The sequence below is a fragment of the Pectobacterium peruviense genome (assembly GCF_002847345.1).
GTDB lineage: Bacteria > Pseudomonadota > Gammaproteobacteria > Enterobacterales > Enterobacteriaceae > Pectobacterium > Pectobacterium peruviense.
Map to the genome: position 1 here is coordinate 511,812 of NZ_LXFV01000001.1, position 14,609 is coordinate 526,420.

Sequence of the window (14,609 nt, forward strand, 5' to 3'; positions counted from 1 at the left end):
TCATGTTTGAGTTACGCGTGCTGACTGGTTTACATCGTGGTGCGGCGCTGCCGCTTTGCGGAAACGCCTGGCGCATCGGTGCAGCCGATGATGCCGATCTCGTGCTCTACGATCCCGGTATTGCGCCTTATCACGGACAACTGGAGAAAACCGCGGACGGCTGGGCGCTCAGCGCACAGGATGGCTCCTTGTGTAATGCGGAAGGCCACTCTGTCGAATACCTCAACGCGCTGCCGCCCGGTACGCCATTTGCGCTGGGGCAAATTTGGCTCTGCATCGTAGCCGCCGATACCCCCTGGCCTGATGACAATGAAACGCCTCTGGCTGCGGAAGAGGATGTTCCCCCTACGGATATCCCGGCTGACGACCCACCGGTTCATACCACAGTGCCAATGCCTACTACTGCACCCGCGCCACGCCTGCCGCTGTGGGCCAAAGCCAGCTACTTGTTGCTTGGCGCATTGCTGCTGGTGATGGTGGGCAGTTGGCAGCTACAGGAGAGTGTCGCGATGCCTGCCGCCCCGCCGCCGCAGGATACCCGCAAGCCACTTGGCACGCTGCCACAGTTAGAAAGCACGCTGCGCATTATGTTGCAGGAACGGGAGCTGAGCGCGGCCGTGAAAGTGGCGGCGTATCAGGATCGCCTCACGCTCACCGGGCAATTAACGCCAGACGATCAAAAAAAGCTGGAACGGATGCTCGCCCAACTCCACCAACGTTATAGAACCGCGCTATCCGTTGATAACCGGACACAGCTGAAAACGGAGCAATTGCCGTTTCAGATCGTTCAGGTCACCAGCGGGTCACGCGCCAATGTCGTCACAGCGGATGGACAGCGCTTTTTCATCGGCGATGAGATCGACAACCTGCGTCTGGTGAGAATTGATGAACACCAGATTGAATTCAGCGGCAGACAACAGATAACGGTGAACTGGTGATGCAGACACAACCTTCTTCTTTTCCGCTGCTCGATCAGTGGGTCGCCGAGCAGCGCCAGCATCTGGCAGGTTACGCGCCGGTGGAGAAAAAAGGCCGCGTCATGGCCGTCAGCGGTATTTTGCTGGAGTGCAGCCTGCCGCAGGCACGTATTGGCGATCTGTGCTGGGTGGCGCGTCAGGATGACAGCCAGATGATGGCCGAAATCGTGGGATTCAGCCTGGACAATACCTTTCTCTCCGCACTCGGTGCGCTGGACGGCATCGCACAAGGTGCGACCGTGACGCCGCTGTATCAACCACACCGCATTCAGGTGTCGGAACGCTTGCTGGGCAGCGTGTTGGACGGATTTGGTCGGGCATTGGAAGACGGCGGCGAGAGCGCCTTTGTCGAACCAGGTCAGGCTACGGGCCGCACGCAGCCGGTGCTGGGCGATGCCCCGCCGCCGACCTCCCGACCGCGCATCATCCAACCGCTTCCCACCGGATTACGTGCCGTCGATGGCCTGCTGACCATCGGTCAGGGTCAGCGCGTCGGCATTTTCGCCGGTGCGGGATGCGGTAAAACCACGCTACTGGCTGAACTGGCGCGTAATACGCCGTGCGACGCCATCGTTTTCGGGCTGATTGGCGAACGTGGGCGCGAACTACGCGAGTTTCTCGACCACGAACTGGACGACGAGCTGCGCAGCCGCACCGTGTTGGTGTGTTCAACTTCCGACCGCAGCAGCATGGAGCGCGCCCGCGCAGCCTTCACTGCCACCGCCATCGCCGAAGCCTACCGCGCCGAAGGCCGTCAGGTGCTGCTGATTCTTGATTCCCTGACGCGTTTTGCTCGTGCCCAGCGTGAAATCGGTCTGGCGCTCGGGGAACCGCAGGGGCGAGGCGGGCTACCGCCGTCGGTCTATACGCTGCTGCCGCGTCTGGTCGAACGTGCCGGACAAACGGAGGACGGTGCCATCACCGCGCTCTATTCCGTGCTGATCGAACAGGATTCCATGAACGATCCCGTCGCAGACGAAGTTCGTTCATTGATTGACGGACACATCGTGCTCGCCCGACGTCTGGCGGAACAGGGGCATTATCCGGCTATCGACGTGCTCGCCAGCCTGAGCCGCACCATGAGTAACGTTGTGGATACCGATCACACCCGCAATGCGGGAGGCGTAAGGCGTCTGATGGCGGCTTACAAGCAGGTTGAGATGCTGATCCGCCTCGGCGAATACCAGCCCGGTCATGACGTGCTGACCGATTCGGCAGTCAACGCCCATTCCGAGATCACACAGTTTCTGCGCCAGTCGATGCGTGAACCGATGCCTTATGGCGTGATTCAACAACAGCTCGCCGGAGTCAGCCGCTATGCCCCATAACACCGAACGCGATGCCGAGTTACAAAGCGTGTTGAACCTGCTAATGCCGATACGCCGCCAGCGCTTAAGCCGCAGCGAGCGCCAGCAGCGGCAGGAGGAACAGCAGCTTATCAGGATTGCGGAACAGCAACGCCATCACCAACAGCAGGTCGAGGCGCTGCAGCAGGCCAGCCACACGCAGCGTGACGCGTTTGCCCGAGAAACCCAGGGACAACGCCAAACGCTGGAACACCTGAAAAAACACCTTGCCGCCGAACAGCGCTTACTCGGCGAGATAGCGACTGAAGCGCAGCAGGTTCAGGCCACACAGCAGCAGCACGACGATCAGCAGCGTCAGGTTGATGACGCCCGCAACGCGACCCGCCAATGCCAAAAGGCGGTGGAGAAACTGGAATATCTGCTTACGTTACCTCAGGAGCACGTATGAATAACCGACAGATTGCGTCATCCGAGTCCAAGGCAACACAGAATGCACAGACCGCACTACACGGCAAATCCTCGCGCGCAGACGATCCGCAACATACAGATTTCTGGGAAGCCTTCACGTTTTCAGACGGCTTTGAAGACGCGTTCTATCAGGAAACGCCTATCGCATTGCCATCAGGCAACTCCATCAGTCCGCCGCTGCCGCTACATAGCGAGGCACCAGAAAACCCACAAAACGTGACACCGTCACAATGGCAGTCACTGCAATGCGAGCTGATTGAGGCGATGGACAACATTTGCGCGCCACCGTTTTCCTTCAGCCTGCAACTGCCGCAGTTGGGCGACATCGATGCCCGTTTAGCCAATCTGGTGCCACGCGGCTGGGACATCTCGCTTCGCTTTAGCCGGGAAAGTTACCACCAGTTAAAAGATCGGCGTGAAGCCTGCCGTCGCTCAATCGCCACGGCGCTGGATTGCCCGATCAACCTGCGTTTTGACGCCAGAGAGTATGAGCGATGAGCCAGAATTCACCCGACTTCAATTCCCCCTACTTCAACTCGCCGCACGTCAGGCCGTTGACGCTGCCGACCATGCGCACGCAGTACGCCCGCATCAGATCGACGCTGGCCGCCGGACTATCGCTGCCTTTTGTTCGCGATGGGAGTGCTGGTCGCCTGCACCTCCAACTGGCGCATGAGTGTGAGCGGATAGAGGAAACCTCTGCCGCACAGGCAAGCGACTGGCGTAGCGATATCGGCAATTTCTCACTGACCGATCCGTTTCCTGTGCTCAGCCTGCTGTCCGACTGCCCACTGTTACCCCTCACCGAAAACGACGGCGCAGCACAGGCGTGGTACTGGACGCTCTACAACCAGTCGCTGAACCCCGTGCTGCGGTCGCTGGTGGGAGAAATTTATCCAACGGGAGCGACCTCGGAAGCACGTGATTCAGCACAGCAGCACGGCACCCGACAACACAGCACCAAACAATGCAGCAATGGTGCCGCACTCTGCGCTTGGTTCAGCGTGAACTGGAACGGGATGGTCGTGCGCAGTTGGATGCAGGCTGCTGACGCCGTCTGGCTAACACTGTTTTCCCGCGTTGACTGGCATCACCAGTGCCATGCGCTACCCGCAGGAATGACTATCGCTATCCCGCTCACGCTGGCTGACGTCGTGTTGCCGTTTACCGCGCTGCACCAGCTCCAGACCGGCGACATTGTTCTCCCTAACCGCCCGTGGTTTACACCGTCCGGCGAGGGAACGCTGTCATCTGGCACGCTACGTCTGCACGGCACGCTGCAACTCGCAGAACAGGCGCCCTACACCTTTACCGTTACCGACATGGAGACTGTCTCAATGCCCTCGTCAGCTATCGACACAATGCTAACCGCTCCCCACTCAGAGTCATCGGCGCTTGAATTTACGCTCATGAGTGACAACGTCACTGAAAATTTACCACCGCTACCGATTACCTTACAACTTCGCTGCGGCAGCCTGACGATGACGCTGGCGGAATTGCAACACCTTGCCAACGGTAGCGTACTGACGCTGCGCGATGTGGTGCCGGGGCAAGCCTGGCTGTATCACGGAGATATTGCGCTGGCGAGCGGCGATCTGGTCGATGTGGAAGGCCGATTGGGGCTACAGATTACCCAGCGCTTTTCCGCACCAACGCATAAGCGGCCAACACAGGAGCTGGCACCATGACGTCCGGCGCGTTCGACCCGTTGATGTTTGCGCTCTTTCTGGGCGCACTCTCTCTGATTCCGCTGATGATGATTGTCTGTACCTGCTTTTTGAAGATTGCGATTGTGCTGCTGATTACCCGCAATGCCATCGGGGTACAGCAGGTGCCGCCGAATATGGCGCTGTACGGCATCGCACTTGCGGCGACGATATTTGTCATGGCTCCCGTATTTCAGGACATCAGCAAACGCGTGCAGGAAAAGCCGCTGGATATGACCGATATCACCTCGCTTCAGGCCAGCGTGACCTACGGGCTCGAGCCGCTGCAAACCTTTATGTCGCGCAATGTTGACCCGGATATCCTCACCCATCTACATGAGAACAGCCTGCAAATGTGGCCAGCCTCGCTATCCGAGAAGGTGAATACGCAAAACTTGCTGCTAGTGATTCCGGCTTTCGTGCTGTCGGAGCTACAGGCTGGGTTCAAAATCGGCTTCCTGATCTATATCCCGTTCATCGTCATCGACCTCATTGTCTCCAATGTGCTGTTGGCGCTGGGGATGCAGATGGTCGCCCCGATGACGCTCTCGCTGCCGTTAAAGCTGCTGCTGTTTGTGCTGGTCAACGGCTGGACGCGGCTGCTGGACGGCCTGTTCTACAGCTACCTGTGAGGTCGCGATGGAAATAATCACGCTTTTCCGTCAGGCCATGGTGATGGTCGTACTGCTCTCTGCACCGCCGCTGCTGGTGGCGGTGATTGTTGGCGTATTGATTTCACTGCTACAGGCGGTGATGCAATTGCAGGATCAGACGCTGCCCTTTGCCGTCAAACTGATATCCGTCGGGCTGACGCTCGCGCTTTGCGGGCGCTGGATTGGTGTAGAGCTGATGCAATTAGCCATCACCGCGTTCAACATGATTGCGCAGACTGGGGTATAAATCCGCATGATCGCCACCATTCAGCACGTTTACGACTTTATCATCGCTATTACGCTCGGCATCGCCCGGCTGTATCCCTGCTTTATTCTGGTGCCGGTTTTTTCACTCAACGTGTTGAAAGGCATGATGCGCAACGCGGTGGTGATTTCCCTGACGCTGCTGCCCGCTCCCATCGTGCAGCAGCAGCTTCTGTTGACGCCGCTCTCCTGGCCGATGCTTCCCGCGCTGTTGTTCAAAGAACTCATGGTGGGATTGCTGATTGCACTCATTCTGGCGATGCCGTTCTGGCTATTTGAATCTGTCGGAGCGCTGTTCGATAACCAGCGCGGTGCGTTGATGGGCGGCCAGCTCAACCCCGCGCTGGGTTCGGACGCCACGCCGCTCGGCCATTTACTGAAACAGACTCTGATTCTGCTGCTGATTATCGGTATCGGCCTAAAGGGGCTAACCCAGCTGATTTGGGACAGCTACCAAATCTGGCCGGTCCTGTCCTGGCTACCGGCACCAAGCGAAAAAGGGTTTGAGGTGTATCTCAACCTGCTGGCCGACACCTTTACTCACCTGGTGGTGTACGCGGGGCCGCTGGTGGCGCTACTGCTGCTGTTGGAGTTCAGTATTGCGTTACTTAGCCTGTATAGCCCACAGCTTCAAGTGTTCGTCCTGTCGATTCCGGCTAAGTGTCTGGTCGGGATGGCATTTTTCATCATCTATCTGCCGGTGCTGCAATATTTAGGCGACTACAAACTTCAGGGGTTGCTGGATCTCAAGCACCTGATCCCGCTGCTTTTTACCGCATCGAATAGCTAACAAGGCAGAACCGATGAGTGAGAAAACGGAAGAACCCACAGAGAAAAAACTGGAAGACGCGCGTCGCAAAGGGGAAGTGGGACAAAGTCAGGATGTGCCCAAGCTGCTGATCTGCATCGGTCTGCTGGAGTGTGTATTGTCGCTGGCGGACAGCACGATGGGGAAACTGCAAACGCTGGTGCAACTACCGCTGCAACGGCTTGGTACACCGTTTGCACAGGTGGCGAAAGAAGTGTTTCATGACGCGGCCGTGCTGGCGGGTACGCTCTGCCTGCTGTCTGCGGCAATTGCCGTACTGTTACGCATCGCGGGCGGGTGGCTCCAGTATGGTCCGCTGTTCGCGCCCGAAGCGCTGAAGCTCGATCTCAATCGACTGAACCCGATCAACCAGTTCAAGCAGATGTTTTCGATGCGCAAGCTGGTGGAAATGTTGACCAATATCCTGAAGGCGGTAGTGATCGGGACGGTTTTTTATAAAGTGGTGGTGCCGGAGTTAGAGGCGTTGGTTGAATTAGCCTATGGCGATCTGCACGGCTTCTGGCAAGGCGTGAAAGCGCTGCTGACACGCATTACCCGTACCACGCTGACGGCGCTGCTGGTGCTATCGGCACTGGATTTCGGCATGCAAAAATATTTTTTTCTCAAGCAGCAGCGGATGAGCCACGAAGATTTACGCAACGAGCACAAAGATTCCGAAGGCGATCCGCATATGAAAGGCCACCGCAAATCGCTGGCGCATGAACTGGCGAATGAATCCGCCGCGCCGCGTCCCAAACCGAAAGTGGAAGAGGCCGATATGCTGCTGGTCAACCCGACGCACTATGCGGTGGGACTCTACTATCGCCCCGGCAAAACCCCGCTGCCGCGCATCTTGTTTAAAGGCGAAAACAAAGCGGCGCAGGAGCTTATCGCACAGGCGAAAAAAGCGGATATCCCGGTGATTCGTTTCATCTGGCTGACCCGCACGCTGTATCGCACCACGCCAGAAGGCCATTATATTCCGCGCGAAACGCTTCAGGCGGTAGCGCAGGTGTATCGCGTCTTGCGTCAGCTCGAAGACGAGCAAAAACGCGAGATTATCGAGATGGAGTGAAAGCGGAATTCGTGCTGTGAATACTCACGATTGTTTCCTGTGTTGGTATTCGCTGGGCTGGCGATGCCATGATAGCCAGAAGGCAACGCAACAGCCCCTCATCCAACCTGTTATCAGTAACATCGTGTTATTTAATCGGCTATTGGTCCGTTTTAGGCTGGTTGGCGCGGTAGGCATCCATGATCGGTGCCCAGTCCATGCCTAATGGGATAGGGTGCTGTTTAAACAGCTCGCCATACTCCTTGTCGAAATTTTGGAGCGTCACCGTGTATTGGCTCACGCCGATTGGGAATTTTTTATCATACCAATTGTCAGTGACCTCTTCGGCAATACCACGGGCAAGCAAGAGATCTGGACTGACGCCAAGCCCACGCCCCATCAATACCACCTCATAATAACCGCCGGGTGCCAGACCAAAATAGAGCCGATTTCGTTGATCAAGGCGTTCGCCAACCTGATAGCGTTGCTGCATTTGCTGGGCTAAATCTGCCGGTAAGCCGACTTTGATGCGATACCGCTTGCGATCGTAGAAAGAGACCATCTCGATCGAAGCCTTATCAGGGACGGGGACACCCTCGGTAGGTAAACCGCTACCCCCAGCCCAGTAATATTTTCTATCAATGATATCTTTGTACGGTGCGCCTGCGTTACATCCCCCACCGGGATAACTGGATACGACTTTCCCGTTATGATAGAAAGTGGCTTTAGTTGTACAAAAACTGTCAATATTGCTGCCAGTACCATATCGCCATGAAAAAGCCGATGTGGTTGGGGCCATCGCACAGGCTGTCAATGAAAAACAAAGCCCCAGCAACACAATAAATGGTTTAAACATCATGCCTCCTGATTGCCGATGATATGCCGCCGTTCCTTGCTCACGGTGACCTCATTACTTCACAGGCTGTTGGTCTGTTTTGGGCTGGTTGGCACGGTAGGCATCCATGATCGGTGCCCAGTCCATGCCTAATGAGACAGGGTACTGTTTAAACAGTTCGCCGTACTCCTTGTCGAACTCAGCCCAACGCTTTTCATATTGTTTTTCCAAGGGTATGGCCTTATCTCTCCAATCATCGGTGACCTCTTCGGCAATACCACGGGCAAGCAAGAGATCTGGACTGACGCCAAGCCCACGCCCCATCAATACCACCTCATAATAACCGCCGGGTGCCAGACCAAAATAGAGCCGATTTCGTTGATCAAGGCGTTCGCCAACCTGATAGCGTTGCTGCATTTTCTGGGCTAGGTCTGCGGGTAAACTCACCGTAATACGGTACCGCTTACGATCGTAGAAGGACACCATTTCGACCACTGCGTGATCGGGAACCGCCATTCCCTCTACAGGCAAACCGCCACCGCCGGCCCAGTAATAACGCTTTTCCGTAATCCGTTTTACACTGGCACCAGGACCTACTCCGCCCCCGGGATAGCCGCCAATAAATGCCCCAGTACGATAGAACTCAACGTTGGTCGTCCATGTTTCATCAATATTGCTGCCCGTACCATAACGCCAGTTAACCGGTATTTTGACATTTGGACTTGAGCAGGCGGCCAGCGAAATGCATAGCCCCATGACCATAATAAAATATCTGAACATCATGCCTCCAAATTGCCGATGATATGCCGCCGTTCTTTGCTGACGGTGGTTTCCTGTTTGTGGGTTCCCGCCAGGCTGGATATCCCCTGGTTACTGGCACTGCGGTGCACATAGTCGCGACGCAGCGCCCGATACACCTCGGGGGAGAGCTGCTGACTCAGGTTCTTTATCACGCCCTGCTCGGTGGCTGCCAACGACCAGAGTTCATCCAGCGCGTTAAGATTAACCGCCGGTAATTTAGTGGCCAGAGATTCCACGGTCATTAAAGGATCATTGGCATCCCACACCTTAAACGGTACCCCAGCAGCCCGCCCGGCCTCCACCATCATATGTAGTGGAATACGTGAGTATTCCCCTTCTACCACACGGCTCATCACCACCTCTACATACACGGCTTTTTTCGGCCAGGCATCATCCTTACCGCGCCGCCGGATAAACGAATAGGGGATCAAACTGATTGCTCCCACGGGTGGCGTGGCGGCACGCAGTAAATGCGGATGAAGCCGATCCACCCAGCCCTGCGCGATCTTTTCCTCGGCATAAGCGCGGGCCTGACGGTAAGCGCGACTTTCCGTCTCCGGCGTAGTCGTCGCTTCCTCGCTCATAAAGCGCTCCAGTTCAAGGCACTCGGTCAGCGCCGGATCAATGTTTGGGTTAGGCAGGCTCCAGCGGCTGTAATACCCGCCGCCGATATCTGAGTGTGCCCCCGGCAGGGCCAGCTCGGTAAAATGGGGCGGGATGCTGGTGCCAATGGCCGTAGGCGTGATGCGTGTTAAGGGGAAGTGCTTGCGTACCTCATCCAGCGCGGTTAAATGCACCACCCGTTCGGCGCAGTCATCCTGCAAGCGGATATTGAGGCTGGGATGGTACGACGAGGCTACCGTATCAAAAATCCCGACAAAGGTGATACGCACATCGTCCCGCTTGGCCCAGTCAAACCCAGCTTTCAGCCGAATTGTGGGCATATTGGCGATCGCTTGTACCAGTGGGTGATCAGTCTTCTGGTCGATGACATTGACAAAATGGCGTGCCGCCGCTGCCCCACGGCTAAAGCCAAACACATCGAAGACAATACGGTGGATACAGTCGATGTTAGAAAAATCCTCCTTCAGATCATCATCAATCGCTTGTACGATAGACAGTTCACAGGCCTGATTCACCTTGCCAACGATAGAGGTATTTTCACCGCCAAAATCGAGATCCAGCCCTTTTGTCAGCATATTGTCCGATCGGTACTCTAGGCCCTCGTTTCCTGCAACCGGATCGCGCGTACCAATGCCGCTGATATAAGCATGCGCACTTAACGTTTCGCCACCGACGTTAAACTGCTCATAGAGTTTCCAGACATTGGTTTTATCATTCGCCGCACTGTCACTCACCGGAAGCCGCCCCATCTGGCAGCCACGCAGCTCTTTCTCCCTCTGTGCCGGATCAGCGCAGGTTTCAGCCAGCCATTGTTCTACCTTTTTAAGGCCAGACTCGGCATTATAGGTGTTATTCCCTGTGCCATCGAAGAACACGCCGATGCGCAGCACGTTGATCTGATAACCTTTTACTTCGATAACGTAGGAATGGTTGGTAAAGAAACGAACTTTTCCGGCTTTTCCTTCCTGATGTGCCTCTGGCAACGGTTGTTCTGGCGCAGTCAGGCACAGGTCACCGGTGGTCGCCTTAATATGTTCACGTGGCGTTTCATCATACCCAGCCTTCTCTGCCACATAGGCAGGGACGGCACTTTGCCCGTCCTTCAATACTTCACGCGATTGTGCTGCCTTGAGCCAGGGCTGCGTCTCCAGCTTGACGGCTATCGGGCCCACCGCAAAACCCGGTACGACTACAGGCCCGTCGTTGAGGGGGACCGTTTCGGACTTGCCAGTATCGTCGGTGAGTGTCGCTTTTAGCCCCTTAAACGAACGATTGTGTTCATCACGAACCTCAATCTCTATCCAGCAATCGTAATGTTCGCAGGGAATACAGTAAGGATCTGCCGCCATCAGTTAACTCCTGTCAACGCTGATGAAAAATGAAATGCCCCAGATTGTGGTCTGAGTCTGCTCACATCACGATACGTTTTGGTAAACACTAATTTGGATAAAACGCAGAAACTTAGATTGGGCAAAAATTACGCCCCCTCACACGGCCGAGGGCAAACGGACTGAAGGCGTGGAGCAATAGGCAGAATAATGAAAACGTTCCCTGTGGCATCCTTTGAGGCGAGTCCTTTAATAAAAAATGGCAAGCAGAGGATAGCAAGCAAATGAAAATGTAATAGTATGAAAAAAGAACCGAAAGTAACTCAATAAATTGATTAATTTTGAAATTATTCCATTTGAATAAAGACCACACATAGAAATAGGTCTGATCTTTCTCCTACTGCGGCATAGATAGCATGATGCAGTATTTCGCAAGTTGAAAACTCAGTCGCGCAGGTGTATCGCGTCTTGCGTCAGCTCGAAGATGAGCAAAAACACGAGATTATCGAGATGGAGTGAAAACACTCCAACGTATATTTAGGATTCAGCGATCTGGCTTAAGTAATACGCTTCTCCCTGACGCAATTCCGCAATCATGAAATCCAGAAAAGCCTGCTGCTGAGGTGCATGCGCTTTACCAGCCAGCGTTTGGATCTGGAGCGAACGCTGGTCGAGCTGCTTGATATTCAACGGCTTCAGGCGCATCGGTTCCTGTAAGCACTTATACATCACGGAGTAGAAGCTACAGGCCGTGACCGCCCCCGGCGTGCTCATCGCATAGTAATAGAGCGTGGTGAAGTTGTTGCAGCACAGCGTCGGTTCCAGAAAAGTACCATTCATCCGGCATGAGAGGTCAAACAGCTGTCGCAGCGTAGTCGACGATTCCGGCAGCGCCAGCGGGAAAGGATGCAGATCCGCCAGTTGAATAGACTGGTGCGCCAGCGGATGTTCATCCGATATCAGCAGCATCAGTGGCGCAGGCAGCGCCAGTTCCACATTCACGCCCTGCTCGGGCGCCAGCGCAAACTGTAGCGCGATATCCACTTCGCCATTACGGATCATCTGGGACACCTGCATCGCCGAATCCACCTTCAGCGCAAACGTGGTATCTGGGTCATGTTGGCGGAAGCGCGCAAACAAGGTCGGCAGTAGATCGAATGCCATTCCCTCCGTACAGCCAATCCGCAGCAGTGCCCGTCGACTGGCCTTCAGCCCTTGAATCTCCGCCACGGCAGCATCCATATCCATCATGCTCTTGCGCACATGGTTTTCCAGAATGCGTCCGGCATCATTTAACACCATGCCGCGCGCATGGCGCTCGAACAGCGGCACGCCAATGCGTTCTTCTAACCGCTGAATCTGACGGCTGATAGCAGAAACGGCAACAAACAGGTGTTGACTGGCGGCGCTGAGCGAACCGGTGGTGGCAACCACCAAAAAATAACGAATCTCGGAGCTGTGCATACCGGCCTTCCTTTCAGATAGAGCGAGGGGATTTTGAGGTTTATATTAAAAGCAAAGCTTAATTGCAATTTTTATTATTGTTGCAAAGCTCATTTTTCCTTTAAATATCGGTAACTTCGGCACATTATCCAGCAAGGAAAGGCATGACCAGCGCAGACCTTATTCGTATCGCCTGTGAACGTTTCGATCGCGGAGAATTTAAGCAGACGCTGGCACGGCGTATTGCGCACACCAGCGAGAGTCAGAAAACCGATAACCAGCCTGCGCTGAATCGCTATCTGACTGACGAGATCCAGCCCGCGTTGCAGGCAATGGGATTCAGCGTAAAACTGATCGCCTCGTCAGATGAACGTCATCCCCCTTTCCTGCTGGCCGAACGCATTGAGGATCCTAGTCTGCCGACAGTGCTGTCTTACGGCCACGGCGACGTGGTTTTCGGTGATGAAGAAAACTGGCGCGATGGGCTCACACCCTGGGAATTAGTGGAAGAAGGCGACCACTGGTACGGACGCGGCAGTGCCGATAACAAAGGCCAGCACAGCATCAACCTGATGGCGCTGGAGCAGGTGTTTCGGGCGCGCGGACAGCGTCAGGGCTTCAACTGCAAGCTGCTGTTCGAGATGGGTGAAGAAATTGGCTCACCGGGGCTGGCCGACCTGTGCCAACAGCACAAAGAAGAACTGGCTGCCGATATTTTTATCGCCTCCGACGGGCCGCGCCTTAATGCCGAACGCCCGACGCTGTTCCTCGGCTCTCGCGGCTGTGCCAACTTCCGTTTACGCATCAAGGCACGTGAGCAGGCATACCATTCTGGTAACTGGGGCGGGCTGCTGAGCAATCCGGGTACACAGTTAGCGAACGCCGTGGCCAGTCTGGTAGACGGACAAGGACGGATGAAAATCGACGCCCTGCTGCCACCGCTGCTGACGCCAGCACTGCGGGACATTCTCAGCACGATCGACCCCGCAGGCAGCGAGGGCGATCCGGCGATTGATGAAAACTGGGGTGCAGAGGGACTCACGCCTGCCGAGCGGTTATTTGGCTGGAACACGCTGGAAGTCCTGTCATTCATTACCGGTAACCCAAACAAACCGGTGAATGCGATCCCCGCTGACGCGACTGCCATTTGCCAACTGCGCTTTGTGGTCGGCACCGACTGGAAAAATCTGGCACAACATGTGCGCCAACACCTCGACCAGCACGGCTTTGATCAGGTAGACGTTGAGGTGCTCAATACCTCTCCAGCGACGCGGTTTAACCCCGAAGATCCGCTGGTAAACTGGACGCTGGCACTGATGCAGCAAATCAGCGGTAAGCAACCCGCGCTGTTACCGAATCTGGGCGGATCGCTGCCTAATGACGTCTTCGCCGACATCCTCGGCCTGCCAACGCTGTGGATCCCCCACTCTTATCCCGCATGCGGCCAGCACGCCGTCAACGAGCACATGCTGAAATCCATCGCCCGCGAAGGATTAGCGATCATGACCGGCCTGTTCTGGGAACTGGGGGAACAAGGACATGCGCTGTTAGAAAAACACAGAGAGTATGTGCATCAGAAGTGATGTTTAGCGGCTGATCACAATGCGGTATAAACGCAAAAGTGGCCGTATTAGACGGCCACTGAATACTATGCAAAACAGAACGTCTTCCGCAATCACATCATCAGAGAATAGCGCTTAGCCCTTTTCTCTCGATGACCTCAAGTATCCGTAATGCCGCTCCCGTTGGTGAGCTTACCCCACGTTCCCATTTCTGAACGCTATTGGCCGACATATTAATGATGCCAGCAAGCTGGCTTTGGCTAATTTTTTCACGCTCACGGATGGCTCGTACTCTGCTCGCGTCCATACTGGCGCGTGATTCCGTTTTTTGACTTTCCGCTACCAAGCGATTGATAGCGTCAAGATCGACGTCACTGGCCGTACCTGCGGCATGTTGACGCTGAATCATGCCCTGTATATTTAATAAGCGCTTATCAACCATTTATCACCTCAACAAGCTCTTTGTTTTTAAGGTCCGTTTCAAGATCGGCATCTGATTTGTTTTTAAATACCGATGATGCAATTTTAAAAGCCGCCAATACATCATCGGGAATTTCCTTCCCACGCGTTGATACTGTGTTTTTCTCCCATCCTTCAAAGAAAAACACGTTACCTTCTCGATGATAAGCCACTATTATCCGGGCTCCACCACGTTTACCCAGACCAGTAGAAACCCGTTTCTTATACACACCGCCACCGAGACCTTCTTTAATCTGGGTGATCAATAATGTCTGCCGCAATATCACATAACTGCTGATCGGTTATGCCCGATTTTCTGC

16 protein-coding genes are annotated in these 14,609 nt (G+C 55.1%); 10 read left to right on the forward strand and 6 right to left on the reverse strand.

The window, feature by feature from the left end; translation table 11 throughout:
• Window positions 1-2 precede the first annotated feature (2 nt).
• The 9 genes from A0G03_RS02285 to sctU are packed head-to-tail and all read left to right on the forward strand — an operon-like array spanning window position 3 to window position 7,258.
• Entirely contained in the window at window positions 3-938 is a 936-nt protein-coding gene (locus A0G03_RS02285; protein WP_048259964.1) for an FHA domain-containing protein, read from the forward strand.
• Window positions 938-2,305, forward strand: a complete 1,368-nt coding sequence (sctN, locus tag A0G03_RS02290) for a type III secretion system ATPase SctN (protein WP_048259963.1) — start codon at window positions 938-940, stop codon at window positions 2,303-2,305. The genes A0G03_RS02285 and sctN overlap by 1 nt, the downstream gene beginning before the upstream one ends.
• Window positions 2,295-2,732 (forward strand): hypothetical protein, encoded by a 438-nt coding sequence (locus A0G03_RS02295; RefSeq protein ID WP_048259962.1) that lies wholly within the window; start codon window positions 2,295-2,297, stop codon window positions 2,730-2,732. Before sctN ends, A0G03_RS02295 begins: the two co-directional genes overlap by 11 nt.
• The gene (locus tag A0G03_RS02300; protein WP_048259961.1) at window positions 2,729-3,250 is read left to right on the forward strand and encodes a type III secretion system HrpP C-terminal domain-containing protein; all 522 of its coding nucleotides are present in this window, start codon (window positions 2,729-2,731) and stop codon (window positions 3,248-3,250) included. Before A0G03_RS02295 ends, A0G03_RS02300 begins: the two co-directional genes overlap by 4 nt.
• Complete coding sequence (gene sctQ / locus A0G03_RS02305) at window positions 3,247-4,440, forward strand: type III secretion system cytoplasmic ring protein SctQ (RefSeq protein ID WP_048259960.1); 1,194 nt, start codon at window positions 3,247-3,249, stop codon at window positions 4,438-4,440. The genes A0G03_RS02300 and sctQ overlap by 4 nt, the downstream gene beginning before the upstream one ends.
• A complete protein-coding gene (sctR, locus tag A0G03_RS02310) occupies window positions 4,437-5,090 on the forward strand; it encodes a type III secretion system export apparatus subunit SctR (protein ID WP_048259959.1) in 654 nt (217 codons plus the stop codon). The genes sctQ and sctR overlap by 4 nt, the downstream gene beginning before the upstream one ends.
• Before the next feature lie 7 nt (window positions 5,091-5,097).
• Complete coding sequence (sctS, locus tag A0G03_RS02315) at window positions 5,098-5,358, forward strand: type III secretion system export apparatus subunit SctS (protein ID WP_009112548.1); 261 nt, start codon at window positions 5,098-5,100, stop codon at window positions 5,356-5,358.
• A 6-nt stretch (window positions 5,359-5,364) separates the two neighbouring features.
• On the forward strand, window positions 5,365-6,165 hold the full coding sequence (sctT, locus tag A0G03_RS02320; RefSeq protein WP_048259958.1) for a type III secretion system export apparatus subunit SctT: 801 nt from the start codon (window positions 5,365-5,367) through the stop codon (window positions 6,163-6,165).
• Window positions 6,166-6,178: 13 nt separating this feature from the next.
• The gene (gene sctU, locus A0G03_RS02325; protein WP_048259957.1) at window positions 6,179-7,258 is read left to right on the forward strand and encodes a type III secretion system export apparatus subunit SctU; all 1,080 of its coding nucleotides are present in this window, start codon (window positions 6,179-6,181) and stop codon (window positions 7,256-7,258) included.
• Between the two features lie 139 nt (window positions 7,259-7,397).
• Here the strand turns inward: sctU and A0G03_RS02330 are convergent, their stop codons facing one another.
• From A0G03_RS02330 to A0G03_RS02345, 4 genes are all read right to left on the reverse strand, one after another.
• Window positions 7,398-8,093 (reverse strand): DUF2931 family protein, encoded by a 696-nt coding sequence (locus A0G03_RS02330; protein ID WP_053075307.1) that lies wholly within the window; start codon window positions 8,091-8,093, stop codon window positions 7,398-7,400.
• Between the two features lie 54 nt (window positions 8,094-8,147).
• The gene (locus A0G03_RS02335; protein ID WP_223250555.1) at window positions 8,148-8,855 is read right to left on the reverse strand and encodes a DUF2931 family protein; all 708 of its coding nucleotides are present in this window, start codon (window positions 8,853-8,855) and stop codon (window positions 8,148-8,150) included.
• The gene (locus tag A0G03_RS02340) at window positions 8,852-10,846 is read right to left on the reverse strand and encodes a T6SS phospholipase effector Tle1-like catalytic domain-containing protein (RefSeq protein ID WP_048259955.1); all 1,995 of its coding nucleotides are present in this window, start codon (window positions 10,844-10,846) and stop codon (window positions 8,852-8,854) included. The genes A0G03_RS02335 and A0G03_RS02340 overlap by 4 nt, the downstream gene beginning before the upstream one ends.
• A 516-nt stretch (window positions 10,847-11,362) precedes the next feature.
• On the reverse strand, window positions 11,363-12,289 hold the full coding sequence (locus A0G03_RS02345) for a LysR family transcriptional regulator (protein ID WP_048259954.1): 927 nt from the start codon (window positions 12,287-12,289) through the stop codon (window positions 11,363-11,365).
• Window positions 12,290-12,432: 143 nt separating this feature from the next.
• Here A0G03_RS02345 and A0G03_RS02350 point away from each other — a divergent pair, with 143 nt between their 5' ends.
• Entirely contained in the window at window positions 12,433-13,851 is a 1,419-nt protein-coding gene (locus A0G03_RS02350) for a M20 family metallopeptidase (RefSeq protein WP_048259953.1), read from the forward strand.
• 100 nt (window positions 13,852-13,951) lie between these two features.
• Here A0G03_RS02350 and A0G03_RS02355 read toward each other — a convergent pair whose 3' ends face one another.
• The gene (locus tag A0G03_RS02355; protein ID WP_048259952.1) at window positions 13,952-14,272 is read right to left on the reverse strand and encodes a helix-turn-helix domain-containing protein; all 321 of its coding nucleotides are present in this window, start codon (window positions 14,270-14,272) and stop codon (window positions 13,952-13,954) included.
• Complete coding sequence (locus A0G03_RS02360; RefSeq protein ID WP_157860052.1) at window positions 14,265-14,555, reverse strand: type II toxin-antitoxin system RelE/ParE family toxin; 291 nt, start codon at window positions 14,553-14,555, stop codon at window positions 14,265-14,267. The genes A0G03_RS02355 and A0G03_RS02360 overlap by 8 nt, the downstream gene beginning before the upstream one ends.
• Window positions 14,556-14,609 lie beyond the last annotated feature (54 nt).

Coding starts and splice junctions, on each gene's coding strand:
- A0G03_RS02330 (WP_053075307.1), bottom strand. CDS start 8,093: ATGTTTAAACCATTTATTGTGTTGCTGGGGCTTTGTTTTTCATTGACA.
- A0G03_RS02295 (WP_048259962.1), top strand. CDS start 2,295: ATGCCCCATAACACCGAACGCGATGCCGAGTTACAAAGCGTGTTGAAC.
- sctQ (WP_048259960.1), top strand. CDS start 3,247: ATGAGCCAGAATTCACCCGACTTCAATTCCCCCTACTTCAACTCGCCG.
- sctS (WP_009112548.1), top strand. CDS start 5,098: ATGGAAATAATCACGCTTTTCCGTCAGGCCATGGTGATGGTCGTACTG.
- sctN (WP_048259963.1), top strand. CDS start 938: ATGCAGACACAACCTTCTTCTTTTCCGCTGCTCGATCAGTGGGTCGCC.
- sctR (WP_048259959.1), top strand. CDS start 4,437: ATGACGTCCGGCGCGTTCGACCCGTTGATGTTTGCGCTCTTTCTGGGC.
- A0G03_RS02340 (WP_048259955.1), bottom strand. CDS start 10,846: ATGGCGGCAGATCCTTACTGTATTCCCTGCGAACATTACGATTGCTGG.
- sctT (WP_048259958.1), top strand. CDS start 5,365: ATGATCGCCACCATTCAGCACGTTTACGACTTTATCATCGCTATTACG.
- A0G03_RS02285 (WP_048259964.1), top strand. CDS start 3: ATGTTTGAGTTACGCGTGCTGACTGGTTTACATCGTGGTGCGGCGCTG.
- A0G03_RS02335 (WP_223250555.1), bottom strand. CDS start 8,855: ATGATGTTCAGATATTTTATTATGGTCATGGGGCTATGCATTTCGCTG.
- sctU (WP_048259957.1), top strand. CDS start 6,179: ATGAGTGAGAAAACGGAAGAACCCACAGAGAAAAAACTGGAAGACGCG.
- A0G03_RS02345 (WP_048259954.1), bottom strand. CDS start 12,289: ATGCACAGCTCCGAGATTCGTTATTTTTTGGTGGTTGCCACCACCGGT.
- A0G03_RS02300 (WP_048259961.1), top strand. CDS start 2,729: ATGAATAACCGACAGATTGCGTCATCCGAGTCCAAGGCAACACAGAAT.
- A0G03_RS02355 (WP_048259952.1), bottom strand. CDS start 14,272: ATGGTTGATAAGCGCTTATTAAATATACAGGGCATGATTCAGCGTCAA.
- A0G03_RS02350 (WP_048259953.1), top strand. CDS start 12,433: ATGACCAGCGCAGACCTTATTCGTATCGCCTGTGAACGTTTCGATCGC.